Consider the following 24,371-nt stretch of genomic DNA (forward strand, 5'->3'; position numbering starts at 1 on the left):
GTATGCGGCATGTCCGGAGATCAGCAGGACGAGGCGGCCAGAGGCGGCGGGTCCGGCGGGGGAGGCGGTGGGTCCGAGTCCTCGGGCGAATTCGGACCGCCCGAGGTGCTGGGGGCGTCCGGCGGCTTCGGCGCGGCGGACCCGGCAGGCGGGGCAGACGGACCGGGCGGGCCCGGAGGGTTCGGCGCACCTTCCGCGCCCGGCGGCCCCGGAGGGTTCGGCGGATACGGCGCGCCGCCCCCGCCCCCGATGCCCACCGTCCCGCCCACGCCTCCCATGCCGCCCACCCCGCCCGCACCGGCCGATCCGCTGCGGGCCGCGGCCGTGGCGCTGCTCAACCTCAGCGGCCTGGGCCTCGGCTATCTGCTGGTCAGGCGCTGGCTCGCCCTGGCGGTGTGCTGGGTGGCGACGGGCGTGCTGCTGGCGATCGCCCTGCCCGCGGACCCGGACGGTGTGCCCGCCGGCGCGGTCGTCGCGTATCTCGCCGTCCTGGTGCTGGCCGCGGCCCACGGCGCGTACCGGGGTCTGCGGCACAGCGTCATCTGGCCGCCGCGGTCGCCGGTCGCGATCGTGCTCGGCCTGGTGCTGCTGGCCGCGCCCGTCGGCGGTGTCGTGCTGTACGACGGGGCGCGCGACGAGGCCACCCAGCAGATGCTCCTCGACCGGCTCGCCGATGCGGACCAGCTGGTCACGCAGGCGAAGGGCCAGCAGTTCACCCTCGCGCGTGCGTCCTACAGCAAGGCCCTGACCACGTACCACGACCTCGACGCGCACCACCCGGGCTCCCGGGCAGCCCGCCGCGTCCCGACCTCCCTCAACACGTACTACGAGACGGTCGCCACGCCGTTCGGCGAGAAGAAGTACTGCGACGCCGTCGAACCGCTCACCTATCTGCGGACGGTGCCCGGGACGTACGGCAGGAAGCAGCTGGGCGCGCTGGCCGGGTGGCCCGACGACAAGCTCGCGACCTCGCTGTACGAGTGCGGGGTGACCGGCCTCGGCACCGGGAAGGACGTCGTGTCACCGAGCGGGAACCTGGGTGAACTGCTCACGACGTTCCCCTCGTCGAAGCAGGCCGCGAAGGTGGAACCGGCCGTCAGCTCCGAGATCGACAAGGCCGCGGGCGATCTGAAGGGCTCCCAGCCGTGTGCGGCCAACGAACGCCTGAAGATCCTCCAGGGCCAGGCCGTGGGACTGCCGGGCAAGGAGGCGGGCGTCGACAGCGCCCTGACCGACGCGCTGCGCGAGGACGCGGCGACCGCCGGGAAGAAGGTCCAGTCGGGTACGTACGCCTGCGGTGTCGACGAGTACAAGAAGGGCGACTTCTCCGGGGCGCAGAAGACGCTCTCCGACTTCGTGAGCACCTACCGGAGCGACAAGAACCACGCCCGTGCCCAGAAGATCGCCATAGCCGCGGAGATCGCGCAGAGCGAGGCCGCGGCGGGCAAACACCTGCCGTCGATGGCGTCCGGCGGCAGTATCCCGGTCACGATCAGCAACGACAGCCCGGACGAGGTCGAGATCCTCTACACCGGCCCGGTCACCGGAAGCTTCAAGCTCAAGGCGTGCAAGGGCTGTTCGGCGTACTCCAGTGACGTGACGGCGCAGACCAGCGCCTGCAAGGGCGGCAAGAGCTACCCGAAGCGGACGATCTCGCTGCCGCCCGGCACGTCGTACTTCCTGCACAAGTCCCTGAACACCTCGAACACCACCTCGGGCAGCAACACGGCCAGGATCCGGCCGGGTTACACCTACACGGAGTGCGCGTACGTGGTGCAGGGAATCGGTTCGGGCTACACGTCCTGACCCGTACCAGCACCCGTACCCGTACCCGTATCCGCACCGGCCGTCGCGGGCGGCACCGGCTCAGAACCCGGTGCCGTCCGTGAGCACGTCCCGGGCGGGCGCCGGGTTCTCGGCGGCGACCGTCAGCGCCCTGAGCCCCACGACAAGCCCGGCCCGTACATCCACCGGGAGCCGGCCCACCAGCGCGGCCACTTCCCGGTGCCGGTGCTCAAGGACCGTCCCGACCAGCCCCGCGCCCTCGTCGGTGGTACGCAGGACGACCTCCCGCCGGTTGTCGGGATTGACCTTGCGGTCGACCAGACCGCCCGCTTCCAGGCGGTCCACCATCCGCATCGCCGTCGACGCGTTGACGCCCATGACGGCCGCCAGAGCCGCCAGCTTCACGGGCCCGCTGGAGTCCAGCACCACCAGCGTCCGCAGCTGCGGAAGGGTCAGCGTGCTGCCGACCTCGGCGAGCGCGCGCGCCGAGAGCCCGACCAGCAGCCGTGCGGCGGCCATCACCGCGGCGGTGACCTCATCGGTCTCGTCAGGGGGGCCGTCCGTGGGGCCGGTCACGTCCCCGGCGGGGCTGCCCGCAGCCGTCTGCTCGCCCGTCATGCGGTCCGTCCACCGTTTCCGACCGCCGGGCTCTCCACCCGGGCGGTCCTGTCCGCCGGGGTCCACCCGGCTGCTCATCAGGCCGTTCATCAGGCTGTCACCAGCTTGTTCAACAGTTTGTTCATGAAGCCGCAGCAATCATTGCAATCTGCAATGGTAGTCTGGGTCCCGCTCCACAGTTACCGATCAACAGTTACCGATCAACAGTTACCGCTCAGCAGTTGTCGCTCCCCAGCCACACATCACAGCCCCGCTCACTCATCCGTACCGCTCCAGTATCCGGGCATCCGCACCTGGCGCCTCCCACGCCACGGACCGCCCCTCCCCGTACTGCCGCCCTCCGCACAGGGCATCGGCAGCTCCCAGGGCAATGACGCCCTACACCGCCATCGCGTGAGCCACTCGTACGCAGGGGCGCCGGCACCGCTTCACCCGCGGTACGCCGACGGCCCTTCTTCCGTGTGCCCGTGACGGCACTGCCCCTGCCTGCGCCACCCACGGAGGAATCCCATGACCGCGTCCGCGTCCCCGCCCACCCCCGCCGCGAAACCGGAACCGGCCCGCGCACCGGGCCGGCTCATACCGCCGCAGAAGGTCAAGAGCCTGGGGGACTTCCATGTCCCGCCCCGGGTCGCGCTGATCGCCGTACTCGCCGTACCGGTCGGCGTGGCCGCCGCCCTGGTCGCGGTGGGTCTGCTCAAGCTGATCAACCTGTTCACCAACCTCTGCTTCCACGGGCAGTTCGCCTTCGGCACCACCACACCGGGCTCCACCTCGCACTGGTGGCTGATCCTCTTCATGCCCATCGTGGGCGGGCTGGTCATCGGCGTGATGGCCCGGTACGGATCGGAGAAGATCCGTGGCCACGGGATGCCGGAGGCCATCGAGTCGATCCTGGTCGGCGGCAGCAAGGTGCAGCCCCGGCTGGCCGTGCTCAAGCCCGTCTCGTCGGCCATCGGCATCGGCACCGGCGGGCCGTTCGGCGCCGAGGGGCCGATCATCATGACCGGCGGTGCGGTCGGTTCGATCCTCGCCCAGTTCCTGCACGTCACCACCGACGAGCGCAAGACGCTGCTGGTCGCCGGTTCCGCCGCCGGTATGGCGGCCACCTTCAACTCGCCGCTGGCCGCCATCCTGCTCGCCGTCGAGCTGCTGCTCTTCGAGTGGCGCCCGCGCTCCTACATCCCCGTCGCGGTCGCCGCGGTCACCGCGACCCTGGTCCGCGAACCGATCCTGGGCAGCGCCCCGCTCTTCGGCGGTTCCCATGTCCCGGCCACGCTGCCCCTCTCCGCGTACGGCCTGTGCCTGGTCTCCGGACTCGGCGCCGGGCTGCTCGCACTCGGCGCGACCGCCCTCGTGTACTTCTCCGAGGACATGTTCGCCAAGCTGCCGCTGCACTGGATGTGGTGGCCCGCCATCGGCGGCCTGATCATCGGCGCCGGCGGGCTGATCGAGCCCCGCGCGCTGGGCGTCGGATACGACGTCATCGACCAGCTCCTCACCGGCCGGGCCACCGTGGGCCTGATCATCGGCATCCTGGTGGTCAAGACCCTGATCTGGGGGCTGTCGCTCGGCTCGGGCACCTCGGGCGGTGTCCTCGCCCCGATGTTCATGATCGGCGGTGCGCTGGGCGCGGCCGAGGGGCTGATCTTCCCGGCCGTGAGCCCCGGCTTCTGGGCCCTGGTCTCGCTGGCCGGAGTCCTCGGCGGAGTCATGCGCTCCCCGCTGACCGGCATCGTCTTCTGCCTCGAACTGACCCATGAGATGAACGCGATGCTCCCCATGGTGATCACCGCGTCCTCCGCCTATCTGCTCTCGGTGATCGTCCTCAAGCGGTCCGTCCTCACCGAGAAGCTCGCCCGCCGGGGGCTGCATCTCACCCGGGAGTACTCGGTGGACCCGCTGGAGGTGCATCTCGTACGGCAGCTCGAATCCCCCATCACCGCCACGTTCCGCACCGATGAGACCGTGGCCGACATCAAGCGGGAGCTGTCCGCCCCGCACGGCAGCCATGACGTCGACGGGTTCCTCGCCCAGCGGCTCTACCCCGTGATGAACCCGGCGGGGCACCTGGCCGGCGTCGTCACCCGCTCCGACTTCCTGTTCAGCTCCCACGACGACCGGACCCCGCTCGGCGAACTCGCCAGGACCGCCGTGACCGCATACCCCGACGAGACCCTGCGGACCATCGCCAACCGCATGGCCACGCACCACGTCACCCGGGTCGTGATAGTCGACCGGGACGACCCGGACCGGCTCGAAGGGCTGCTGAGCCTGCGCCAGTTGCTCGAAGCCCGCCGGGTGGACCTGCACGAGGAGCACCACACGGAACGCTTCCTCAGCCTCGTACCGCGCCGCTTCCAGCGGGCTGTGGAACCGGAGCTGCAACCGGAACTCCAGCAGGGCGGATAGCCCGGAGATACCGACAGGGGGGTGGGCCGCCACCGCACTGGAGGCCCCCCTCTCATTGGAGAGCCCGGCCGATCTCCCCAACCCGCTTGACCGTCCGGATCACCGGGGCCGTCTGGATGTCGTGGATACCGGGCAGCGACCCGACGCGGTGCGCGATGCCCTCGTACAGCCCGTCGTGGTCGGCGCTCAGCATCGTCGCGACCAGGTTGCACTGCCCGGTGGTGGCCGCCGCGAACGGCACGTCCGGCAGCCGGGCCAACGCCCTTCCCACCGCGTCGAGTTCGGACGGCGCGACCGAGATCCAGAGGACGGCGTTGTCGGCATAGCCGACGGCCGCCTCGTCGAAGTCCACATCGAAGTAGAGCACTCCGTCCGCCCGCAGCTGCCCGATCCGGCGGCGGACGGTCGACTCGTGCCGGTCCAGTTCGGCGGCCAGCAGCGCGTGCGAGGCCCGGCCATCCCGGGCCAGCGCGCCGAGCAGTGCGAGGTCGCCGGAGTCGAGCTCCACCGGTTCCGCGCCCTGTCGCGCCGCAGGCCCGTCGGCGTCGGCCCGCTCCGGGCCGGGTACAGCGGCCATCGGCACCTGCCAGGTGACCGGACCGCCCCGGAACCGGCGCAGCACCTGGTGCGCGCTGATCGCCGTGACCCGACGCGTGGCGGGGAGCCGGTCGAGCAGCAGCGCGTCGCGCTCACTCGTACTGCGGGCCTGGACGTGACAGATGACCTCGGTGCCGCCCGACGCCAGCCGCACCCAGTGCGTATCGTCCCGTTGGGCCAGCGCCTGAGCGACGCCGCGCGACGCACTCGGCACACACTGCAACCGGATCAGCCACTCCGCCTGCCCCAGCCGCCTGCCGTCCACCCGGCCCCGCACCCGCAGGCCCGCGCTCCCGCACAGCCGCTGGTAGCGGCGGGCGACCACCTGGTCCGAGACCCCGAGCTGCGAGGCGATCCGTCGGAATGGTGCCCGACCGTCGTTCTTCAGTGCATTGATGAGCTGCCGGTCGAGGGTTTCCACGCTTCAGAAGCGTACTCGCGCGGAGAACCGTCAGATCGGAAAGGGCTGCTTGAGCGCCGGTCCCTGCCGCGGAGATCCTCCTCGGCATGACAGCGATACGCGATCTGCGGCAGTACATCGATCACCTGACGGACACCCTCGGCGAGGACGAGGTCCGCGTCGTCGACGGCGCGCACTGGGACCTGGAAATCGGCTGCATCACCGAACTGCTCGCCGAGGCGGAGGGCCCTGCGTTGCTGTTCGACAACATCCCCGGATACCCGGCCGGACGCCGGGTCCTCACCAACTTCATGGGCACGGCCGCCAGGACCGCCGTGGCGCTGGGGCTGCCCCCGGACAGCGCGAAGCTCGACATCGTCCGTGCCTGGCAGAACATCAGCAAGCGGATCGAGCCGGTCCCGCCCGTCGAGGTGGCCACCGGGCCCGTACTGGAGAACGTGCTGGAGGGTGACGATGTCGACCTGACGGTCTTCCCCACACCTCGCTGGCACGACGAGGACGGCGGCCGCTACATCGGCACCGCCTGCATGGTCCTGGCCCGGGACCCCGACACCGGCTGGGTCAACGCGGGTACGTACCGCTGCTGCGTCCAGGACAAGGACCGGCTCTCGGTATGGATGCTGGGCAACCGCCACGCACGGGAGATCGCCACGAAGTACTGGGACCGCGGCCTCGCCTGCCCGATCGCCGTGGTCGTCGGACAGGACCCGATCCTGTCCACCGCGGCGGCAATGGCCGCCCCGGCCGGCGTCTCCGAGTACGACCTGGCCGGGGGCCTGCGCGGCGAGGGAGTCGAGGTCCTCTACCCGCCGGACAGCGACATCCCCGTACCCGCCCACGCCGAGATCGTGATCGAGGGCGAGATGCCGCCGCTCTCGGAGGAGTCCGTGCTGGAGGGCCCGTTCGGTGAGTGGACCGGCTACTACACCCACTCCGGCCAGGAGACCGTGGTCCGGGTGAAGCGCATCCTGCACCGCGACGACCCGATCATCCTGGGCGCCCCGCCGATGATCCCGACCGTCCCCGCGGGCGACCAGGCGGTGCCGCTCTACTCCGCGTCCGTGACCTGGGACCACCTGGAGAACTCGGGGGTGCAGAACATCCAGGGCGTGTGGGCGTACGCACGGCAGCTGATGATCGTGGTGTCCATCAAGCAGACCGGTGCCGGGGACGCGATGCACGCACTGCTCGCCGCCGCCGGACGCAAGCGCACCGGTGGGATGGAGCGCTACTTCGTCGTGGTCGACGAGGACATCGACATCACCGACATCAACCACGTCCTGTGGGCGGTGTTCACCCGCGTCGACCCGGCCAACTCGCTGCATCTGGTGCGGACGCCGACCACCGCGATCGACCCCATGCTGTCGCCGAAACAGCGGGCCGAGGGCGATCTGTCGATGGGCATCGTGCTGATCGACGCGTGCAAGCCGTTCGCCTGGAAGGACGAATTCCCCGCCGCGAACCGCTTCTCCGACGCCTACCGGGCCCGGACCCGCGAGCGGTGGGCCACCGCTCTGGGCCTGTGAACGCGGCCCGCGGCCTGCCGGAAGAGGTCGCAGCGCTGCTCCGGGGCTCCCCCGATGCAGACATCCGCGCCGCTGTCGCTCATGCCGGTGCCGAACAGGCCTTCCCCTTCCTCACCGTTGACGGACACGGCTGTCCGCACAGCGCGCTGCTGTCCCGTACGGAACTGGAACCGGCGCCCGCAACCGGGCTGCTGCTGGCCGTCGTGAGCGGCACGCGCACCCGGGCCAACCTGGAGCGCGACGGGCGGGCTGGACTGATAGCCGTGCACGGCACGGTGTGCAGCCACCTCACACTCCGCCTGGTGGGGTCCCGGGTCATCAGCGGCGAGTCGGGCAGCGTGCTGGGATGCGCCTTCGCGGTGGAGTCCCACACCGCGGCCTCGCTCGATATCCCGCTGTCCCCGCTCGGCTTCCGCGCCGACGGCCACATCGCCCGCCTCGCCCGCATCGAGCAGTGGGAGCGCACCGCCACCGCGCTCGCCACGCTCCGGAGCGCGTACGGAGGAGAGGTCTGATGCGGCTCGTCGTAGCGATGTCGGGTGCGACCGGCGCGCCGTTCGGGGTGCGGCTGCTCGAAATGCTCCGCGAACTGCCCGATGTCGAGACTCACTTGATCATGAGCACCTGGGCCCGGACGACCATCGAGCTGGAGACCCCCTGCACGGCGCGCGAGGTCGCCGCCCTCGCCGACTTCCACCACCGGCCGGGCGAGCAAGGGAGCGTCCTGTCATCGGGCTCGTTCCGCACCGCGGGGATGGTGATCATCCCGTGCAGCATGAAAACGCTGGCCGGTATCCGCAGCGGATACGCCGACAACCTCATCAGCCGGGCGGCCGACGTCGTACTGAAGGAGCGCAACCGGCTGGTCCTGGTACCGCGCGAGACACCGCTGAACGAGATCCACCTGGAGAACATGCTGGCGCTTGCCCGGATGGGCGCGAGCATCGTGCCGCCGATGCCGGCCTTCTACAACCGGCCCGCCTCCATCGACGACCTCGTGAACCACGTGGTGAGCCGGGTACTCGACCAGTTCGGCCTGAGCGCACCGGCAGCACGCCGCTGGGAGGGCCTGGCGCGCTCCCGTCACATCCGGTCGCAACAGACGGAACGGCCGGGGTAGGGACCCGCCCCCGTCTCCAGCCCCGCCCCTCACGTCTGCCTCTTCACGTACGGACCCTTGTCAACGCCCCCGGACGCGCAGCAGACTGCTGCCCGACGGCTAGACATTGGATGTCTAGACCACTCGTAGACCTTCGTAGACCATTCGTTCCACTCTGCGTCCACGGACCGAAGGAGCACTCATGGGAACGCCTGTCGGGCGACGATCCGTACTGGCCATAGGGGTAGGCGTCGCAGCGTTGCCACTCCTGCCCGCCGCACCCGCAGCCGCCTCCCCCGGAAAGGGCAGCGCCGCCACCGCACCGCCCGGAAAAGATCGGATTACTCCCGCATCGCTGATCGCCATCGACCCGTCCGACACCCCGGACACCATCGTGCGCAAGGCGGCCCATGTCATCCCCCGGCCCTCCCAAGTCGCCTGGCAGCAGCGGGAGGTGACCGCCTTCACCCACTTCGGCATGAACACCTTCACCAACCGCGAGTGGGGCTCCGGCGCCGAGGACGAGGCGACGTTCGACCCGTCCGGGATGGACGCCGACCAGTGGATGCGCGCGTACAAGGCGGCCGGCGCCCGCCAGGTGATGTTCACGGCCAAGCACCACGACGGCTTCGTCCTCTTCCCGACCCGCTACTCCAACCACTCGGTGATCGCGAGCCCCTGGTGGATCCGCACCGACGGCTGCTCCGACGCCGAGCGGAACGCCACCGCCAAGGCCCGCGCACAGGCCGAGGCCCACCGCTCCGACGACCCGGCGGCCTACTGGCGGGCCCGTAACGCCGGCTGCCGCAACCCCCAGGGCGACATCCTCGGCACCTACCTCAAGGCCGCCCGCCGGGCCGGCCTCAAGGTGGGCGTCTACCTCTCGCCCGCCGACGGCTCCGAGCAGCCGCACGCCTGGCACGCCCAGTACGTCGAGGAGATCCGCGCGAAACAGGCATCGGGGCAGTCGCTCAGCATCGAGGAGCAGGCCACGGTCGACGACGGCGACCGCGCCCCCGGCGGCCAGGGCCGCTACGGCAGCGGAAGCCCGGTCGTGCGGCGTACGATCCCGACCCTGGTCCCCGACGACGACCGGGCCGACGCGCTCGCCGCGCACCGGATCCCGTCCTTCACCGTGCGGGCCGACGACTACAACGCGTACTACCTCAACCAGCTCTACGAACTGTTCACGCAGTACGGCCCCATCGACGAGCTGTGGCTCGACGGCGCCAACCCCTGGACCGACGCCGGGATCACCGAGAAGTACGACTTCACCGCCTGGTTCCGGCTGATCCACGCGCTCTCCCCCGACACCGTCACCTTCGCGGGCCCGCAGGGCACCCGCTGGATCGGCAACGAGAACGGGGTGGGCCGCACCACCGAGTGGAGCGTCACCCCCGCCACCGCCGACCCCGCCACCGCACACGGCGAAGGACTGCTCCCGGACGGCGCCAGTGCCGCCGACATCGGCTCGCGCGACAAGATCACCGCCCCCGGGGTCGAGTACCTCCAGTGGTTCCCCGCCGAGGCGGACGTCTCGCTGCGCCCCGGCTGGTTCTTCCACCCCGACCAGAAGCCCAAGACACCCCAGCAACTGGTCACGATCTACGAGGAGTCGGTGGGCCGCAACGCCGTACTCCTGCTGAACGTGCCACCCGGCCGGGACGGCCGCATCGCCGCGCCGGACGTCGGCTCCCTCACCTCGTTCGGGGACTCCGTGACCGCGACGTACGGCCGCAACCTGCTCACAGCGGGGCGCGGCCACCGCGACCCCGTCCTGCGCACCCTGACCGACGGCCGTCTCACCACCGCCTGGTCACCGTCCCACGGGGCCACCACGGGCGAGGTCACCGTACGGCTGTCCGAGGCCCGCGCCTTCGACCGCATCCGGCTCGGCGAGGACATCACCAGGGGCCAGCAGGTGGAGGGGTTCGCGGTCGACATCTGGACCGGCACCGCCTGGCAGCAGACCGCGACCGGCACCACCATCGGCTACGCGCGCATCCTGACGCTGCCCGAGCCGGTGAGCACCGACCGCATCCGGATCAGAATCCTCCAGGCCCGCACCACCCCACGCCTCGCGTCGGCATCGCTCCACCTCAACGTGCCACCGGAGTAAGGCGGCCGACGACACGCTCAACGGCTGGCCGCGATACCGCGTGCCAGCCGTTTTCGAGCAGGCCGAAGGCGCGGGTGACGGCCTGGCGTTCATCCCCCGAGCGCCCGCGCACCGGACCCGCACCCGGCCTGGACCGCCCCCGCGCCGCGGCCTAATGTTCGACGGGGCCACGGCCTGCAACGACGGCGGAGGAGCTGCTGCGGTACGTACATCGCGGCGCCGGTGGGGTGGGGGCCTGGTGGAGCGGTACGAGATCGAGACGTTTCTGGCGTTGGCGGAAGAGCTCCACTTCGCGCGCACCGCTGAACGGTTGCGCGTCTCTCCCGGCCGGGTCAGCCAAACGGTCAAGGCGCTGGAACGCCGTATCGGCGGCGCCCTGTTCGAACGTAACAGCCGTCGCGTGGCCCTCACCCCGGTCGGACGACAGCTGCGCGACGAGCTGCTCCCCGCGTACCGGCAGATTCAGCGAGCCATCGGCAGGGCGTCGGCGGCCTGTGCGGATATCAGTGGTGTGCTGCGCGTCGGGTTCACCGCACCATGGAGCGGCGACCTCATCGTGCGGGCGGCGGAGAGGTTCCAGTCCCGCCATCCCCGCTGCGCCGTCGAGCTGCTGGAGGTGACGTTCAACGCCGCCATCGAGGCGCTGCGGGACGAAGAGGTCGACCTGGTGATCGCCGAACCTCCTGTGGTGGAGCCCGGCATCATCGTCGGCCCCGTGCTGATCTCCGAGCGCCGGGCCCTCGTAGTGCCCGCCACCCACTTCCTTGCCGCACAGGAAACGGTGTCGCGGGAAGACCTCGCCCTCCTGCCGCTGGTCACGGCCGCCGGCGTCTCCGAAGCCTGGCGCGACGCCTTCTATCCCCGGCGCACCCCCCAGGGCCACCCCATCTCGTACGGCCCGACCGCCGCGGGGTGGCAGGAGGTGCTTTCGCTGGTCGGGGCGGGCAAGGGCGCCACGGTGGCCACCGTCAGAGCGGGGGACTACCACGGCCGCCCCGACGTCACCTATGTCCCGTTCGACGACAAGTCGGTGGTCGACTACGCGCTGATGTGGCGGGACGCGGGTCAGTCCGCCGGAATCCGGGCCTTCATCGACACCGTCCTCGAACTCACCCCGCGTCCGGCCGGCCAGGCCTGAACCAGCGGGCCCGACCGGCCCGGCCTGAACCGGCAGTTACGCCCCCGCGGCCCGCCGCCCGCCGCCGCGCGGCAGCATCAGCGTCGCGCCCGTCGTCAGTACGAGCCCGGCCGCCGCGAGCAGCATGCTCCACCGCATGCCGGCCAGGAACGTGCCCGCCCCCGCGAGCAGCGCCCCGAAGACCGCCACCGCGATCGCCCCGCCCACCTGACGGCCGGTGTTGAGTACGGCGCCCGCGGTGCCCGCCCGCTCCGCGGGTACCGCGTCGAGCAGCAGCGCGGTCAGCGCCGGAACGGTGAGCGCCCCGCCGAGGCCGACCGGCACCATCAGCGCCGCCACCACCCACACATTCGTATGCGCGCCGACCGTGGTCAGCGCCACCAGCCCGGCCGCCCCGACCAGTTGTCCCGACACCATCGGCATCCGCGGCCCGAACCGTGCGGCCAGCTTCGCGGAGGCCAGGTTCACCACGGCGACCAGTGCCGTCATCGGAATGAACATCACGCCCGCGTGCAGCGCGGACTGCCCGCGCTCCTGCTGGAGGTACAGACTGAAGATGAACACCCCGCCGTAGTAGGCGGCATTGAGCATGAAGCCGACCACCAGGGAGACCGCCACCACCCGCGAGCGGAACAGCGGAAGCGGAAGCATCGGATGCGCGCCCCTGGCCTGCGCGGCGAGGAAGGCGGCCGCAGCGGCCACAGCCACCAGCAGTGACACCACCACGAACGGCCGGCCGAAGCCCTTGTCGCCGCCCTCGATCACGCCGTACGTCAACGCGCCCATCGCGACCACCGCTGTCACCTGCCCGACCGCGTCCAAGCGCGCGGGCAGCCGCGGGGAGGCCGGCACCCGGGCGAGCAGAGCGAGGGCCAGCAGGCCCGCCGGCAGGTTCACGAAGAAGATCCACCGCCACCCCACGGAAGCGGTGAGCGCCCCGCCGACCACCGGCCCGGCCGCCACCGCGACCGCGCCGCCCACGGTCCAGACGGCGATCGCCCGCGCCCGCTTCGCCTGGTCCGGGAAACCCTGCCGGACCAGCGCGAGCGACGCCGGCATCATCACCGCCGCCGCACCCCCCTGCACCAGCCGGGCGACCACCAACACGCCGATCCCGGGCGCCAGTCCGCATGCGGCAGAGGCCAGCGCGAAGAGCACAAGACCGCCGCCGTACGCCCGCCGGGCCCCGATACGGTCGGAGAGCGCGCCCGCGGAGAGCATCAGCGCGGCGAATATCAGCGTGTAGCCGTCGACCACCCACTGCAGACCGGACATTCCCACGCCGAGGCTGCGCCCGATGCCGGGCAGTGCGACGGTGACGATCAACGCGTCCAGCGAGATGAGGAAGAAGCCCAGCAAGGCGGCGCCGAGCACCACCCGAGGGCCACCCCGGGCGGCGGACGGCGATGCCGCGGCGAGTGAGGCGGGAGCGGAGGTGGTCATCGTCGGGCAGCCGCCTGTGCGGGAAGGTCCTGGTTGCCGTCGCCCCAGGCCGCGGTCATCACCACGGTGTGGATCAACCAGCGGCCGCCGCTCCGGGCCAGCTCCCACCGGTAGTCGCCGCCGAGCGTCCACAGCGGAGCCCCATGGGCGGTGGCCAGCCGGTGCGTGGCCTGGAAGGAGGCCGTGCAGACAGCGCGGTCCCCGTCGATCTCGACGAGCTGGTTGGCGATCAGATGCTGGGTGGCGTCGTAGCCGCCGAGCGTCGCCGACCAGGCGTCGGCGATCTCCTGCGGGGTGAGCTGGGCCGGCGCACCGCCGCTCAGGCTCGTGTAGTCGAGCAGCACCTTCTCGGCGAACAGCCCGCGCAGCAGCTCCCATTCACGGCGATCCGCGTGCACGGCCATCCGCGTGCAGGTCTCGGCGACCGCGTACTTGGACTCAATGGACCCGACGCACTCAACGGACCCGACTGACTCGACTGACTCGACTGACTCGGACATGACGGGTGACCTCCTGTCGGCAGTACGGGTGTTCACAGCGTGCGGGCGAAGTGCTCGGCCGCCGCATCCGCGGCGAGGCCGACCTGCGGCGCCCGGTCGTAGAAGTCGAACTGGACTCCCCCGGTCCACAGGAACTTCCGGTCTCCCGTGAGGCCGTCGTAGAAGAGGCGGGCCCCGTCCGGGATGGCGGCGTCCTCGCTGTGCACGAGCAGCACGGGCGCGGAAACCTTCGGAGCGAGCGCGACGGCGTCGAAGTCCAGCCACTCGGACCAGGCCATGACGGCATACCGGTTGGGCCACTGCGCGATCCCGCCGCGCTCCGGGTTGAGGTAGAAGTCGATGTCGAAGGGCATGGCCGCGTCCGGGTCACTTCCACTGACCACCGGCACATAGACGACCTCTCCGCTCTCCTCGTACCGCCGCCGCGCCGCGGCCGCCGCCGTCCTCTTCGCCTCGATGCCCTCGGCCCCGCCGTAGTTCTGCTCGCAGATACGACGGTCGTGCAGCCACGGCGCCACCAGCGCCAGCGACCCCACCCGTGCGTCATCGGCGGCGAAGGCGCTCGCGTACATCGCCCCGGCGCACACCCCCAACGCGCCCAGTTGCCCGTCGGCCACCGCCGGTTGGGCGCTGAGGAAGTCCGCAGCCGCGCGGAGATCGCGGATCTTCAGCTCCGCCGACTCGTAGTCACGGGGCTCGCCTTCGGACTCGCCGTAACCGGTGAAGTCGAAGGCCAGCGCCGCATAGCCGCGCCGCGCCAGTTCCTCGGCGTACCGGTCGGCCATCTGCTCCTTGACGCTGGTCCACGTCCCGGCCACCACGACGCCCGCCACCGGACGGACCGCACCGGCCCCGTCGGGGTCGGGCAGAAAGAGATGACCGGCGAGCTCGGCCGTATCGCTGACGAAGCGCACCTGTTCACACAGGGGCATAGCGGGGCTCCTCGGGAAAGGGGGATACGCGGATGCACGGACGCCCGGCATGCAGACGTCGACCAGCCGCCAACGCCTCCACGCTGACATCCGGCGCCCCCTCGAACAACGCCCGATGTGTAAGCCCAGGTTGAGCAGAGCTAAACCACACCGCCGGACGGTGGTGGAGCATGCCCGTCGACGATCCGCTGCAGCGCCGCGACCTGACGCTCCAGGGCTTCGCGGCCCGCAGCACTGAGGTTCAGCCAAGTACGGGGGCGCTTGCCCACGTAGCCCTTCCGCACCTCCACGTAACCGTGCGAGGACAACGTCCCCACCTGCTTGGACAGTGCGGACGCCGACAGCCCCGCCGCCTCGCGCACCCAGCCGAACTCCGCCCACTCCGTACCGGCGAGCAACGACACGATCGACAGGCGGGTGGGCTCCAGCAGCACCGGGTCGAAGTCAGGACGAGCCATCGAGCGCCCCGGCCCGTCCACGTTCCCCGCCCGCGGCAAGAGAGGCCAGACCGCGCTGGAGACGGCTCCCGAAGAGGATCAGGACCGCGCCCAGCACGGCGCCGATGACCGTCCGGGCGTACGGGACGGACAGGTCCTGGTGCGGCACGAAGGCTGCGACCGCCCCGAGGACCACCACCGCCAGGATGGCCACCCTGCTCCACAGCGCGAACCGGGGCGAGACCGCGTCGTGCCGCACCCTGGTCGGCCGCCCCAGCACGGCGGAGCCGCGCCTGCTCCGCAGCAGCACCGCATAGGCGACGGCGATGGCGGCGAAGGCGATGTTCACCACGGACTCAACGCGCTGCCCGAAGAAGTCGGGCGCCGCGAGCAGAGCGAAGACGGCGAGGCCGAAGAGGACAGCCACCCAGCGCGAGTCCCGCGCCGAACCGAGGGCCTCCTCCCGTCGCCGTTGGACGTCCTGCAGGGCACGGGATGCCTCGGCCGGTGTGGGGTGTCGGGTCATGACGTCCTCCTTGGTGTTTTTCAACCGGAACTACTTTCCTAAGAGGAAAGTAGTTTCCTGGAAGGGAGTCGTCAAGTGGAGGACGGACGGGCCGTCAAGTGGCTCGCGGCCAGAAAGGGTTCGGCTCCCTGGGCCGGGGACGGCCCAGGGAGCTGTGATCTACCGGGACGCGCCGGGATAGACGGCGGTCGCACGGATCTCGACGAGAAGTCCCGGGCTGGCGAGGCCGCTGACACCGATCAGCGACCAGGTCGGGAAGGGCGCTTTGATGAGGCGCTGCTTGGCCTCGCTGAAGCCGGGCAGGTGCTGGTGGATGTCGACGTGGTAGCTGGTCACGTCGACGAGGGCGGTCAGGTCGAGGTTCTCCAGCCGGAGGATCTCCTCGATGCGCCGGATGGCGATCTCGGTCTGCTCCTCAATGGCGTCCGGGATGGTTCCGTCGGCGCGGCGGCCGATGGTTCCGGCGATGAACAGGAGGCCATCCGCGCGGACCGCGGCGGAATAGCCGAAGCGGGCGAAGGCGCCGGTGGTCTCTCCGAAGACTTCGGAGTCCTCGGGGACCTCGACGGTGTAGGTGGTCATGGCGATGAGTTCCCTTTTTCGTTGACTGGGCTTCGTTTCCGGCTCGGTCGTGGAGCCGGCGGGCTCAGTTGCCCCACCGGGAGGAACGGCAGGCATGTTCCAGCCGGGTCCGGCCGAAGAAGTCGCGTTCACGCAGGAGTTCGCCGGGAATGGAGTACCTGGGTGCGTTCTTCGGGTCCTTCGCTGCCTGCGCGACGATCGCGTCGGTCAGTGAGCGGACCATTTCCAGCCGTGGATAGGCGGTGTGGACGGCGTCGGCCTGCTCGTCGGTGACAGCGTCGACATGCCGGGCCCCCAGCGGGCCGCCGAAGTCGAGGGCGACGCCCTCCCGGACGAGTACGCAGAGCGTGCCGCGGCGTTCCGCGATGCCAGGAGAGGTGTGCAGGGCGATGGCCTGCCAGACCTGGTCGGCGTCGGCGGTGGACGTCCCCTGCTGAACGAGGAATTCGGCAGCCCGGTCGGCGCCTTCGACCTCGAAACGCTCACGGTGCGGGCCATCGGACGCAACGCCGAGGTCGTGCATCGCGCAGGCGGCGAACAGCAGGTCGTCGTCGTAGTCCCGGCCGGCGGCCAGGCCGAGGCGGGCGGCCACCACTCTGGCGAACAGATAGGTGCGGGCGCTGTGGTTGAACACGGAGGGCGTGTGCACCGGCCGGATGAGTTTCACGACGGCGTCGGCAAGAGGTGTGCCGGGCAGTGTGATCAGGTCGGTGGCCGCCTCGTGGGGAGGTTCGGTCATGACTTCATCGTGGCCGCGCCCCCACCGACCCCGCGAGTGGCAAAAATCCCTGACTTCGATAGGATTTTGCCATGGCGGTGCATCGAGTCGCGGTCCTGGCGCTGGACGGGGTCACCCCGCTCGACCTGGCGATCCCGACGCAGATCTTCAGCGCCCGGCCGGAAACGCCCTACGAGATGACCCTGTGCGCGCTCGGCGCGAAGGTGACCACCAGCGCAGGGTTCTCGCTGCTCGCCGGTGGGGACCTGGAGCAGGTGCGCGCCGCCGACACCGTGATCGTGCCGGGATTCGAGCCGGTCATCCGGCCTCCGGACGCCGTGCTCGCCGCGCTGGCCGAGGCCCGCGACCGTGGTCGGCGCGTGGTGTCGATCTGTACGGGAGCCTTCGCGCCGGCCGCAGCGGGCCTCCTGGACGGTCTGCACGCCACGACCCACTGGAAGCACATCGAGGAACTCGAACGGGACTTCCCCGCCGTCACGGTCGACCGCGACGTGCTGTATGTCGACGAGGGTGACGTCCTCACCTCGGCCGGGGTGTGCTGCGGCATCGACCTCTGCCTGCACATCGTGCGCCGTGACCTGGGAGCGGGGATCGCCAACGAGATCGCCCGCGCCCTGGTCGCCGCCCCACACCGGGACGGCGGACAGGCTCAGTACGTACCCGCTCCGGTCGCGGTGGCCGGTGAAGCCTCCCTCTCCGCCACCCGGGGATGGGCCCTGCAGCGACTCGAAGAGCCACTCACACTGCCGGCGCTCGCCCGCCACGCCGGCCTGTCGCAGCGCACCTTCATCCGCCGGTTCGCCGAAGAGACCGGCACGACCCCGCTGCGGTGGCTGCTCAACGCCCGGCTCGGCCGGGCACGGGAACTGCTGGAAACCACGGACCACCCGGTGGACCGGGTGGCGAGCGACTGCGGGCTGGGCACAGCCGCCAACCTGCGTCTGCACTTCCGCCGCGCACTCGACACCACGCCCACTGCCTACCGGCGCACCTTCTGGTACTCCAACCACCGCACACAGCAGCCACTTCCGTGACCGTGGACCCGGACCACCCCGTCGCCGGACTCATGCACGGTCGGCGCAGAGACCACGGCCGCACGCGGGCAACGCGTGCACCCCAAGCGTCACGTGTTCGGCCGCTCCGGTTTCCCTGCTCCGCAAGCGAGTCCCGCCATCCTGACCATCGCCTACTGGTAGTCGGGCAAGGCGAATCCGACTACGTATACGTCCTGTGCCGGGCCGGCAGCGCACACGCCGACGTTCCGCCCGGCATCCGCTGACGATTATTCGCCACGAGCCGGTAGACCCCCCAGGCCGCCCATCGCACAGGGGGCAGGGTCAGCAACGCTCCCAACAACGGCCATCCACTGCCTGGACGCTCGAAGATGGCGAGGTCATGTCGCTGAGACGGCGCTGATCGCTGCGTCAGAGCCGGAACTCGGCGTGCGGCGTGCGGCGTGCGGCGTGCGGCGTGCGGCGTGCGGCGTGCGGCGTGCGGCGTGCGGCGTGCGGCGTGGCACGCTGCCACACGGCCTCGAAGGCCGCTTCACAGGGCTTCGCCAAGTCCGGTGCTTCGCTGAGCTCCAGCTCCACGTTCCCGCCCTCACCGTCGAGATGGTTGACGAGTACGACGCGGGAGTCAAACAGCCAGAAGTCGTTCCCGGGCAGAGCGATGTCGGTGGCTTTCCGGCGGCTCAGCCACCGCACCTGCTCACCGGCGGCGATCCGTCCGGGGAAATCTCGTTGATCAATCCCTCGACCAGCGTCTTGATCTCGTCGCGGATGGGGCGCACGGCTGCGACGCCCTGTCCGGCCGGGTCTTCGAGCTGCCAGTCGAGGTAGCGCTTGCCGGGGAAGACGGGGCAGGTGTCACCGCATCCCATCGTGATACAGACGTCCGACTCCTTGACCGCATCGACGGTGAGGATTTTCGGGGTCTCGGCAGAGATGTCGATACCGACCTCGGCCATCGCCTCGACGGCAGCAGGGTTCACCGCATCGCCGGGATGGGACCCGGCCGAGCGAACCTCGACGCGGTCTCCCGCGAGATGGGTCAGCCAGGCGGCTGCCATTTGGGAGCGACCCGCGTTGTGGACGCAGACGAACAGGACGGACGGCTTGCCAGGAGTCTCAGGCATGGGGGCTCTCTCGTCTCACGATGGCACCAGCCACCACTGACATCAGCGCATGCTGGCATCAGCAGGCACTGATGTGAGAGTATCAGCGCATGCTGACTTCAGTCGATCCTGATGTGATCCGGGTGCTGGGCGATCCACTCCGCCTTCGGATCGTGGCCCTGCTGGCGCGGGAGACGCTCTGCATGACACACCTGGTCGAGGAGACAGGTGCGAAGCAGACCAACCTGTCCAACCACATGAAGGTGCTGCGCGAGGCCGGCTTGGTGGAGACCGAACCCTGCGGGCGGTTCGTCTACTACAAGCTCCGCCCCGAGGTCCTGGCCCGCCTGTCCGAGCAGTTCGCCGACCTCGCTGCCTCTGCTCGTACTGCCGTCGCGAACAAGAGGGCCTGTCCGTGACCTCCGCTGAACCGACCACCACCGCACCGCCCCAGGGGGACGGCGACGGCTCGATCGTGGCCAAGCTCTCCACGCTCGACCGTTTCCTGGCCGTGTGGATCCTCATCGCCATGGCGCTCGGGCTGGGCCTGGGGCGCCTGATCCCCGGCCTGAACGACGCACTGGCCAAGGTCGAGATCGGCGGAGTCTCGCTGCCTATCGCCGTCGGCCTGCTGATCATGATGTACCCGGTCCTGGCGAAGGTCCGCTACAACAAGCTGGATTCGGTCACCGGCGACAAGAAGCTCATGGTGTCCTCGCTGGTCATCAACTGGATCGTGGGCCCGGCCGTGATGTTCGCGCTGGCCTGGATCTTCCTGCCGGACCTGCCGGAGTACCGCACCGGCCTGATCATCGTCGGCCTGGCCCGCTGCATCGCCATGGTCATCATCTGGAACGACCTGGCCTGCGGCGATCGTGAAGCGGCCGCCGTCCTCGTCGCCCTCAACTCCGTCTTCCAGGTCATCGCCTTCGGCCTGTTCGGCTGGCTCTACCTCGACCTGCTCCCCAAGTGGCTGGGCCTGGGCGACGGCCAGAGCCTCGACATCTCCCCCTGGAAGATCGCCCTGAACGTCGTCATCTTCCTCGGCGTCCCGCTCCTCGCCGGGTTCCTCACCCGCACACTCGGTGAGAAGAAGATGGGCCGCGAGCGCTACGAGACGAAGTTCCTGCCGAAGATCGGCCCCTGGGCGCTGTACGGGCTGCTCTTCACCATCGTGATCCTCTTCGCCCTCCAGGGAAAGACGATCACCTCGCAGCCGCTGGACGTCGTACGGATCGCAGCTCCGCTGCTCGTCTACTTCGGGATCATGTTCTTCGGCACCTTCCTCCTCGGGAAGGGCCTGGGACTGGCCTACGACCGCACCGCGACGCTGGCGTTCACCGCGGCGGGCAACAACTTCGAGCTGGCCATCGCGGTCGCCATCGCCACCTTCGGCGTCACCTCCGGCCAGGCCCTCTCCGGCGTGGTCGGCCCGCTCATCGAGGTGCCCGTGCTGATCGGCCTGGTCTACGTCGCACTCGCCTGGCGCAAGAAGTTCGCTGCCGACGCGGTGACGACGGCCCCGTGACACGCACGGTGGACGTGGTGGTGATCGGCGGCGGGCAGGCAGGACTCACCGCCGGCTACCACCTGCGCCGCAAGAAAACTCGACTTCATCATCCTCGATGCCCAGAACGAGCCGGGCGGCGCCTGGCCTGTCCGAGCTCCGCCTCGCCCTGGACGAGCGTCTCCAGGCCCCCGCTGAGCTCGCCCCGCTGATCGACCCGAACCAGCACTCCTGCGGCAGCGTCCACCCGCACGGCCACCGCGAACTGTCCCACCCCGAGACGGGGATCTACCTCGTCGGGATGAAGTCCTACGGCCGCGCCCCCACCTTTCTCGCGATGACCGGCTACGAGCAGGTCCGCTCCGTCACCGCCGCCATCGCGGGCGACACCGAATCCGCCGACCGCGTCGAACTCGCCCTCCCCGGAACGGGAGTCTGCGGCGGCGCCGGACTGTTCGACGAACCGGCCGCCGACCAGGCGAACGGAGGCGGCTGCTGCGCTCCGACGCCCACTCTGGTGCAGATCGGCGCTTCCGCGCCTGACACTGCCGTGGACGCCGACGAGCCGGCCCCGTCCGGTGGCTGCTGCGCCTGACCCGCTGAGGTGGTGAGGGTGGTATGCCGCAGGCCCGACCGGAGTCTCCGGTCGGGCCTGCGGCCATGTGCGGGGTCAGGGACTGCGCCGCCGGGTGGGCACAGGTCGGCCGGTTCGGCGGGTGCTCATCAAGGCGACGCTCCGCGCGTTCCCTCACGCGAGCGCTTCCACGGCGCCCCCGTCGTGCGGACCGTCGCGCCCCGAACATAAAAAACCCCAAGTCACCGGCTACGCGACCTGGGGTCCCACAGAGCCCCCTATCGGATTCGAACCGATGACCTACGCATTACAAGTGCGTTGCTCTGGCCAGCTGAGCTAAGGAGGCGTGTCGGAGCATTCTAACCGCAGTGCGGGCGTGACCTCGTCGGGAATTTGCCCGGCCCCGAACTACTGACAGACCGCAAACCGCCAGGTAGCGTCTCGTTGCAGTTCACCCGTGTGGACTACACCACTCACCTTTACTCGGATCGTCCGGCACGTTCCTGCCGGTGAAGGAGCGCACACCCATGGCAACAGTCACGTTCGACAAGGCCACCCGGATATACCCCGGATCCACCAAGCCCGCCGTGGACGCGCTGGAGATCGATGTCGAGGACGGCGAGTTCCTCGTCCTCGTCGGTCCTTCCGGCTGCGGCAAGTCGACCTCCCTGCGGATGCTCGCGGGTCTTGAGGACGTCAACGGCGGCGCGATCCGCATCGGTGAGCGTGACGTCACGCACCTTCCGCCGAAGGACCGCGACATCGCGATGGTGTTCCAGAACTACGCGCTGTACCCGCACATGACCGTCGCGGACAACATGGGCTTCGCGCTCAAGATCGCCGGGATCAACAAGACCGAGATCCGCGCCAAGGTCGAAGAGGCCGCGAAGATCCTCGACCTCACGGACTACCTGGACCGCAAGCCGAAGGCGCTCTCCGGTGGTCAGCGCCAGCGTGTCGCGATGGGCCGCGCCATCGTCCGTGAGCCGCAGGTCTTCCTCATGGACGAGCCGCTGTCGAACCTCGACGCCAAGCTCCGCGTCTCGACCCGTACGCAGATCGCGTCGCTCCAGCGCCGCCTCGGCATCACCACCGTCTACGTCACCCACGACCAGGTCGAGGCCATGACCATGGGCGACCGCGTCGTGGTGCTCAAGGACGGTCTGCTCCAGCAGATCGACTCCCCGCGCAACATGTACGACCGCCCCAACAACCTCTTCGTCGCCGGCTTCATCGGCTCCCCGGCCATGAACCTGGTCGAGGTCCCGATCACCGACGGCGGTGTGAAGTTCGGCAACAGCGTCGTCCCGGTCTCCCGTGAGGCGCTCGCCGCCGCGGCCGACAAGGGCGACACCACGGTCACGGTCGGCGTCCGTCCCGAGCACTTCGAGGTCGTCGAGCACGACGAGGTCCCGAAGTCGCTCGCCAAGGACAGCGCCGACGCCCCGGCCGGTCTGGCCGTCGCCGTCAACGTCGTCGAGGAGCTCGGCGCCGACGGTTACGTCTACGGCTCCGCCGAGGTCAACGGCGTGGACAAGGACCTCGTGGTCCGTGTCAACGGCCGCAAGGTCCCGGACAAGGGCACCAAGCTCCACGTCGTCCCGCGCACCGGCGAGATCCACGTCTTCTCGACCTCGACCGGCGAGCGCCTCAGCGACTGAGACTCTCCTCGGCGACTGACGGATCACCCACGCGCTGCGGCCCCGCCCTCCCTCACCCGGAGGTGCGGGGCCGCAGCGCGTTCCCGGTAAACACCCCGGCAGAGCGGGCATTTCTCAGCGGTCCGTCAACACCTGATTCGAAAAGCAAACTCGAACCATCCCCCGCACGAGTGACTAAATGTCGCCAAATCATCACCGCCCGCTACGCTCCACAGCGTGACCCACACAGCCCGCCGAATCGGCCGAACTCTCGCACTCGTCCTGCCCGTCGTCCTGGTTCTCTCCGGGACGCTCGCGGTCACCCGCGTCCCGTGGGCAGGCACCTCCAACGGCTCGCAGATGCTGACCGCCTCCACCAAGGAGGTGTCGGTGCGCGCCAAGACCCGTACCCCGCAGGACATTCTGCGCGACAAGCTCCTCACCGAGCTCCAGGAGAAGGATCCGGGTAAGGCGCTCACACACCTCCAGCGCGAGGTCGAGAGCCGGCCGTCCCTGGCGAGCCACTGCATGTCGATCGCCCGCTCGCTGGGCCGTGCCGCCGTCGAGCGGTACGGGCCGACGCGCGCCCAGTCGTTCTCCCGCCCGGTCTGCGACACCTCCTTCGCGTACGGAGTCGCGCACCAGCACTGACGCCACACCCGGGCACGACGTCGGTCACCTACGACGTCAGTCACATCCGACGTCAGTCCCATCCGACTCAGTCAAGTACGGACGTCCGCCCGGTACCGACGTCGGCTGAGCACCGACGTGATGAGGCGCACCAGGTCGTAGGGTGCGCCTCATGACGACGACCGCTGATCCTCACGCACACGCGCTGCCCACGCAGGCCGTGGTTCTGGCGGGCGGCCAGGGCTCCCGGCTGCGCCCGTACACCGACGACCGGCCCAAGCCGATGGTCGAGATCCCGGGCACCGGCACGCCGATCATCGGCCATCAGCTGGCCTGGCTGGCATCCGAAGGTGTCACCGACGCCGTCATCTCCTGCGGCCATCTCGCCGAAGTGCTCCAGGAGTGGCTGGATTCCACCGAGTTGCCCCTGCGGGTCACGACCGTCGTCGAGTCCGAACCGCTCGGCCGCGGCGGTGGTCTCAAATACGCCGCCGCGCATCTGCCCCACCCCGACCAGCCCTGGTACGCGACGAACGGTGACATCTGGACGCGCTTCTCCCTGCGTGAGATGGCCGCCTTCCACACCGAGCGCGATGCCGTCGCCACGCTCGCTCTCGCCCGGCCCCGGATCCCGTGGGGGGCGGTCGAGACGGACCAGTTCGGGCATGTACTGGACTTCATCGAGTCGCCCCCGTCCCCGTACCTCATCAACGCGGGCATCTACGTCTTCTCCGCGGGCTTCACGTCCCTTCTCCCGGACCGCGGCGACCACGAGCGGTCGACGTTCCCCCGGCTCGCCCGCGAGCGCAGGCTGGCCGGCTACCCGCTTCCGCACGGTGCGTACTGGCGGGCCATCGACACCGCCAAGGACCTCACCGAGGCAGCGAAAGAGCTCGGCAGCCACAACAGCCCCAACTGAGCTGCCGGGCCCGGCAATCCCCCGTACCGCGCCCGCCCGAACAGACACGGAGACAGACACAGGTAAGGGGCGACCGCCTTTGCGATCGCCCCTTACTTACGTCCCCTGCCT

24 protein-coding genes, 1 tRNA gene and 3 pseudogenes are annotated in these 24,371 nt (G+C 70.1%); 15 read left to right on the forward strand and 13 right to left on the reverse strand.

Going from position 1 to position 24,371, the window contains the following annotated elements:
* Window positions 1-9: 9 nt before the first annotated feature.
* Window positions 10-1,806: a hypothetical protein gene (locus OHB13_RS16525; protein WP_328377637.1), complete on the forward strand. Its 1,797-nt coding sequence runs from the start codon at window positions 10-12 to the stop codon at window positions 1,804-1,806.
* Window positions 1,807-1,866: 60 nt separating this feature from the next.
* Here OHB13_RS16525 and OHB13_RS16530 read toward each other — a convergent pair whose 3' ends face one another.
* Window positions 1,867-2,403: a MarR family winged helix-turn-helix transcriptional regulator gene (locus tag OHB13_RS16530; protein ID WP_405752504.1), complete on the reverse strand. Its 537-nt coding sequence runs from the start codon at window positions 2,401-2,403 to the stop codon at window positions 1,867-1,869.
* 510 nt (window positions 2,404-2,913) lie between these two features.
* Between OHB13_RS16530 and OHB13_RS16535 the strand changes: the two genes are divergently transcribed.
* Window positions 2,914-4,815, forward strand: coding sequence for a chloride channel protein (locus OHB13_RS16535; RefSeq protein WP_328377638.1), 1,902 nt, complete (start codon window positions 2,914-2,916; stop codon window positions 4,813-4,815).
* Window positions 4,816-4,867: 52 nt separating this feature from the next.
* Here OHB13_RS16535 and OHB13_RS16540 read toward each other — a convergent pair whose 3' ends face one another.
* Window positions 4,868-5,833 carry an Lrp/AsnC family transcriptional regulator gene (locus OHB13_RS16540; protein WP_328377639.1) on the reverse strand — a complete coding sequence of 322 codons (966 nt, stop codon included), beginning with the start codon at window positions 5,831-5,833 and terminating at the stop codon, window positions 4,868-4,870.
* Between the two features lie 86 nt (window positions 5,834-5,919).
* Between OHB13_RS16540 and OHB13_RS16545 the strand changes: the two genes are divergently transcribed.
* From OHB13_RS16545 to OHB13_RS16565, 5 genes are all read left to right on the forward strand, one after another.
* The gene (locus tag OHB13_RS16545; RefSeq protein WP_266855570.1) at window positions 5,920-7,359 is read left to right on the forward strand and encodes a UbiD family decarboxylase; all 1,440 of its coding nucleotides are present in this window, start codon (window positions 5,920-5,922) and stop codon (window positions 7,357-7,359) included.
* A complete protein-coding gene (locus OHB13_RS16550) occupies window positions 7,356-7,874 on the forward strand; it encodes a hypothetical protein (RefSeq protein ID WP_328377640.1) in 519 nt (172 codons plus the stop codon). Before OHB13_RS16545 ends, OHB13_RS16550 begins: the two co-directional genes overlap by 4 nt.
* Window positions 7,874-8,479 (forward strand): non-oxidative hydroxyarylic acid decarboxylases subunit B, encoded by a 606-nt coding sequence (locus tag OHB13_RS16555; protein ID WP_266855568.1) that lies wholly within the window; start codon window positions 7,874-7,876, stop codon window positions 8,477-8,479. The genes OHB13_RS16550 and OHB13_RS16555 overlap by 1 nt, the downstream gene beginning before the upstream one ends.
* A 181-nt stretch (window positions 8,480-8,660) precedes the next feature.
* Complete coding sequence (locus tag OHB13_RS16560; protein WP_328377641.1) at window positions 8,661-10,577, forward strand: alpha-L-fucosidase; 1,917 nt, start codon at window positions 8,661-8,663, stop codon at window positions 10,575-10,577.
* Between the two features lie 238 nt (window positions 10,578-10,815).
* Window positions 10,816-11,715 (forward strand): LysR family transcriptional regulator, encoded by a 900-nt coding sequence (locus OHB13_RS16565; RefSeq protein WP_328377642.1) that lies wholly within the window; start codon window positions 10,816-10,818, stop codon window positions 11,713-11,715.
* 36 nt (window positions 11,716-11,751) lie between these two features.
* Here OHB13_RS16565 and OHB13_RS16570 read toward each other — a convergent pair whose 3' ends face one another.
* The 7 genes from OHB13_RS16570 to OHB13_RS16600 all read right to left on the reverse strand — a co-directional run bounded on the left by OHB13_RS16570 (window position 11,752) and on the right by OHB13_RS16600 (window position 16,874).
* Window positions 11,752-13,158: an MFS transporter gene (locus OHB13_RS16570; protein ID WP_405752513.1), complete on the reverse strand. Its 1,407-nt coding sequence runs from the start codon at window positions 13,156-13,158 to the stop codon at window positions 11,752-11,754.
* Window positions 13,155-13,658 (reverse strand): nuclear transport factor 2 family protein, encoded by a 504-nt coding sequence (locus OHB13_RS16575; protein ID WP_328377643.1) that lies wholly within the window; start codon window positions 13,656-13,658, stop codon window positions 13,155-13,157. Before OHB13_RS16575 ends, OHB13_RS16570 begins: the two co-directional genes overlap by 4 nt.
* A 32-nt stretch (window positions 13,659-13,690) precedes the next feature.
* Window positions 13,691-14,590, reverse strand: coding sequence for an alpha/beta hydrolase (locus OHB13_RS16580; protein ID WP_328377644.1), 900 nt, complete (start codon window positions 14,588-14,590; stop codon window positions 13,691-13,693).
* A 140-nt stretch (window positions 14,591-14,730) separates the two neighbouring features.
* Window positions 14,731-15,048 carry a winged helix-turn-helix domain-containing protein gene (locus OHB13_RS16585; RefSeq protein ID WP_266855563.1) on the reverse strand — a complete coding sequence of 106 codons (318 nt, stop codon included), beginning with the start codon at window positions 15,046-15,048 and terminating at the stop codon, window positions 14,731-14,733.
* Window positions 15,035-15,553 carry a hypothetical protein gene (locus OHB13_RS16590; protein WP_266855562.1) on the reverse strand — a complete coding sequence of 173 codons (519 nt, stop codon included), beginning with the start codon at window positions 15,551-15,553 and terminating at the stop codon, window positions 15,035-15,037. The genes OHB13_RS16585 and OHB13_RS16590 overlap by 14 nt, the downstream gene beginning before the upstream one ends.
* Before the next feature lie 159 nt (window positions 15,554-15,712).
* The gene (locus OHB13_RS16595) at window positions 15,713-16,135 is read right to left on the reverse strand and encodes a Rid family hydrolase (protein WP_266855561.1); all 423 of its coding nucleotides are present in this window, start codon (window positions 16,133-16,135) and stop codon (window positions 15,713-15,715) included.
* 64 nt (window positions 16,136-16,199) lie between these two features.
* Entirely contained in the window at window positions 16,200-16,874 is a 675-nt protein-coding gene (locus tag OHB13_RS16600; RefSeq protein ID WP_328377645.1) for an HD domain-containing protein, read from the reverse strand.
* Between the two features lie 71 nt (window positions 16,875-16,945).
* Between OHB13_RS16600 and OHB13_RS16605 the strand changes: the two genes are divergently transcribed.
* The gene (locus tag OHB13_RS16605; RefSeq protein ID WP_328377646.1) at window positions 16,946-17,908 is read left to right on the forward strand and encodes a GlxA family transcriptional regulator; all 963 of its coding nucleotides are present in this window, start codon (window positions 16,946-16,948) and stop codon (window positions 17,906-17,908) included.
* Window positions 17,909-18,089: 181 nt separating this feature from the next.
* Here OHB13_RS16605 and OHB13_RS16610 read toward each other — a convergent pair.
* From OHB13_RS16610 to OHB13_RS16620, 3 genes and pseudogenes are all read right to left on the reverse strand, one after another.
* Window positions 18,090-18,239 (reverse strand): annotated as a pseudogene (locus OHB13_RS16610) (DUF393 domain-containing protein); the annotation flags it as partial.
* 59 nt (window positions 18,240-18,298) lie between these two features.
* Window positions 18,299-18,580, reverse strand: a complete 282-nt coding sequence (locus OHB13_RS16615) for a DUF6879 family protein (RefSeq protein WP_443062947.1) — start codon at window positions 18,578-18,580, stop codon at window positions 18,299-18,301.
* On the reverse strand, window positions 18,568-19,011 hold the full coding sequence (locus OHB13_RS16620) for an arsenate reductase ArsC (protein ID WP_328377647.1): 444 nt from the start codon (window positions 19,009-19,011) through the stop codon (window positions 18,568-18,570). The genes OHB13_RS16615 and OHB13_RS16620 overlap by 13 nt, the downstream gene beginning before the upstream one ends.
* Window positions 19,012-19,100: 89 nt before the next feature.
* Between OHB13_RS16620 and OHB13_RS16625 the strand changes: the two genes are divergently transcribed.
* The 4 genes and pseudogenes from OHB13_RS16625 to OHB13_RS16640 form a co-directional block, all read left to right on the forward strand.
* Window positions 19,101-19,409: an ArsR/SmtB family transcription factor gene (locus OHB13_RS16625; protein ID WP_328377648.1), complete on the forward strand. Its 309-nt coding sequence runs from the start codon at window positions 19,101-19,103 to the stop codon at window positions 19,407-19,409.
* Window positions 19,406-20,518, forward strand: a complete 1,113-nt coding sequence (arsB, locus tag OHB13_RS16630; protein ID WP_328377649.1) for an ACR3 family arsenite efflux transporter — start codon at window positions 19,406-19,408, stop codon at window positions 20,516-20,518. The genes OHB13_RS16625 and arsB overlap by 4 nt, the downstream gene beginning before the upstream one ends.
* Window positions 20,515-20,683, forward strand: a pseudogene (locus tag OHB13_RS16635) (FAD-dependent oxidoreductase); the annotation flags it as partial. The gene arsB and the pseudogene OHB13_RS16635, both read left to right, overlap by 4 nt.
* Window positions 20,646-21,092 (forward strand): annotated as a pseudogene (locus OHB13_RS16640) (flavoprotein); the annotation flags it as partial. The pseudogenes OHB13_RS16635 and OHB13_RS16640, both read left to right, overlap by 38 nt.
* A 251-nt stretch (window positions 21,093-21,343) precedes the next feature.
* Here OHB13_RS16640 and OHB13_RS16645 read toward each other — a convergent pair.
* Window positions 21,344-21,417, reverse strand: a tRNA-Thr gene (locus OHB13_RS16645).
* A 181-nt stretch (window positions 21,418-21,598) separates the two neighbouring features.
* Between OHB13_RS16645 and OHB13_RS16650 the strand changes: the two genes are divergently transcribed.
* The 3 genes from OHB13_RS16650 (at window position 21,599) to OHB13_RS16660 (ending at window position 24,260) form a co-directional block, all read left to right on the forward strand.
* Entirely contained in the window at window positions 21,599-22,732 is a 1,134-nt protein-coding gene (locus OHB13_RS16650) for an ABC transporter ATP-binding protein (protein ID WP_266855552.1), read from the forward strand.
* Between the two features lie 216 nt (window positions 22,733-22,948).
* Window positions 22,949-23,362: a hypothetical protein gene (locus OHB13_RS16655; protein ID WP_266855551.1), complete on the forward strand. Its 414-nt coding sequence runs from the start codon at window positions 22,949-22,951 to the stop codon at window positions 23,360-23,362.
* Between the two features lie 151 nt (window positions 23,363-23,513).
* Window positions 23,514-24,260, forward strand: coding sequence for a nucleotidyltransferase family protein (locus tag OHB13_RS16660; RefSeq protein WP_266855550.1), 747 nt, complete (start codon window positions 23,514-23,516; stop codon window positions 24,258-24,260).
* Window positions 24,261-24,371 lie beyond the last annotated feature (111 nt).

The organism is Streptomyces sp. NBC_00440 (genome assembly GCF_036014215.1).
In the GTDB taxonomy this organism is placed as follows: domain Bacteria; phylum Actinomycetota; class Actinomycetes; order Streptomycetales; family Streptomycetaceae; genus Streptomyces.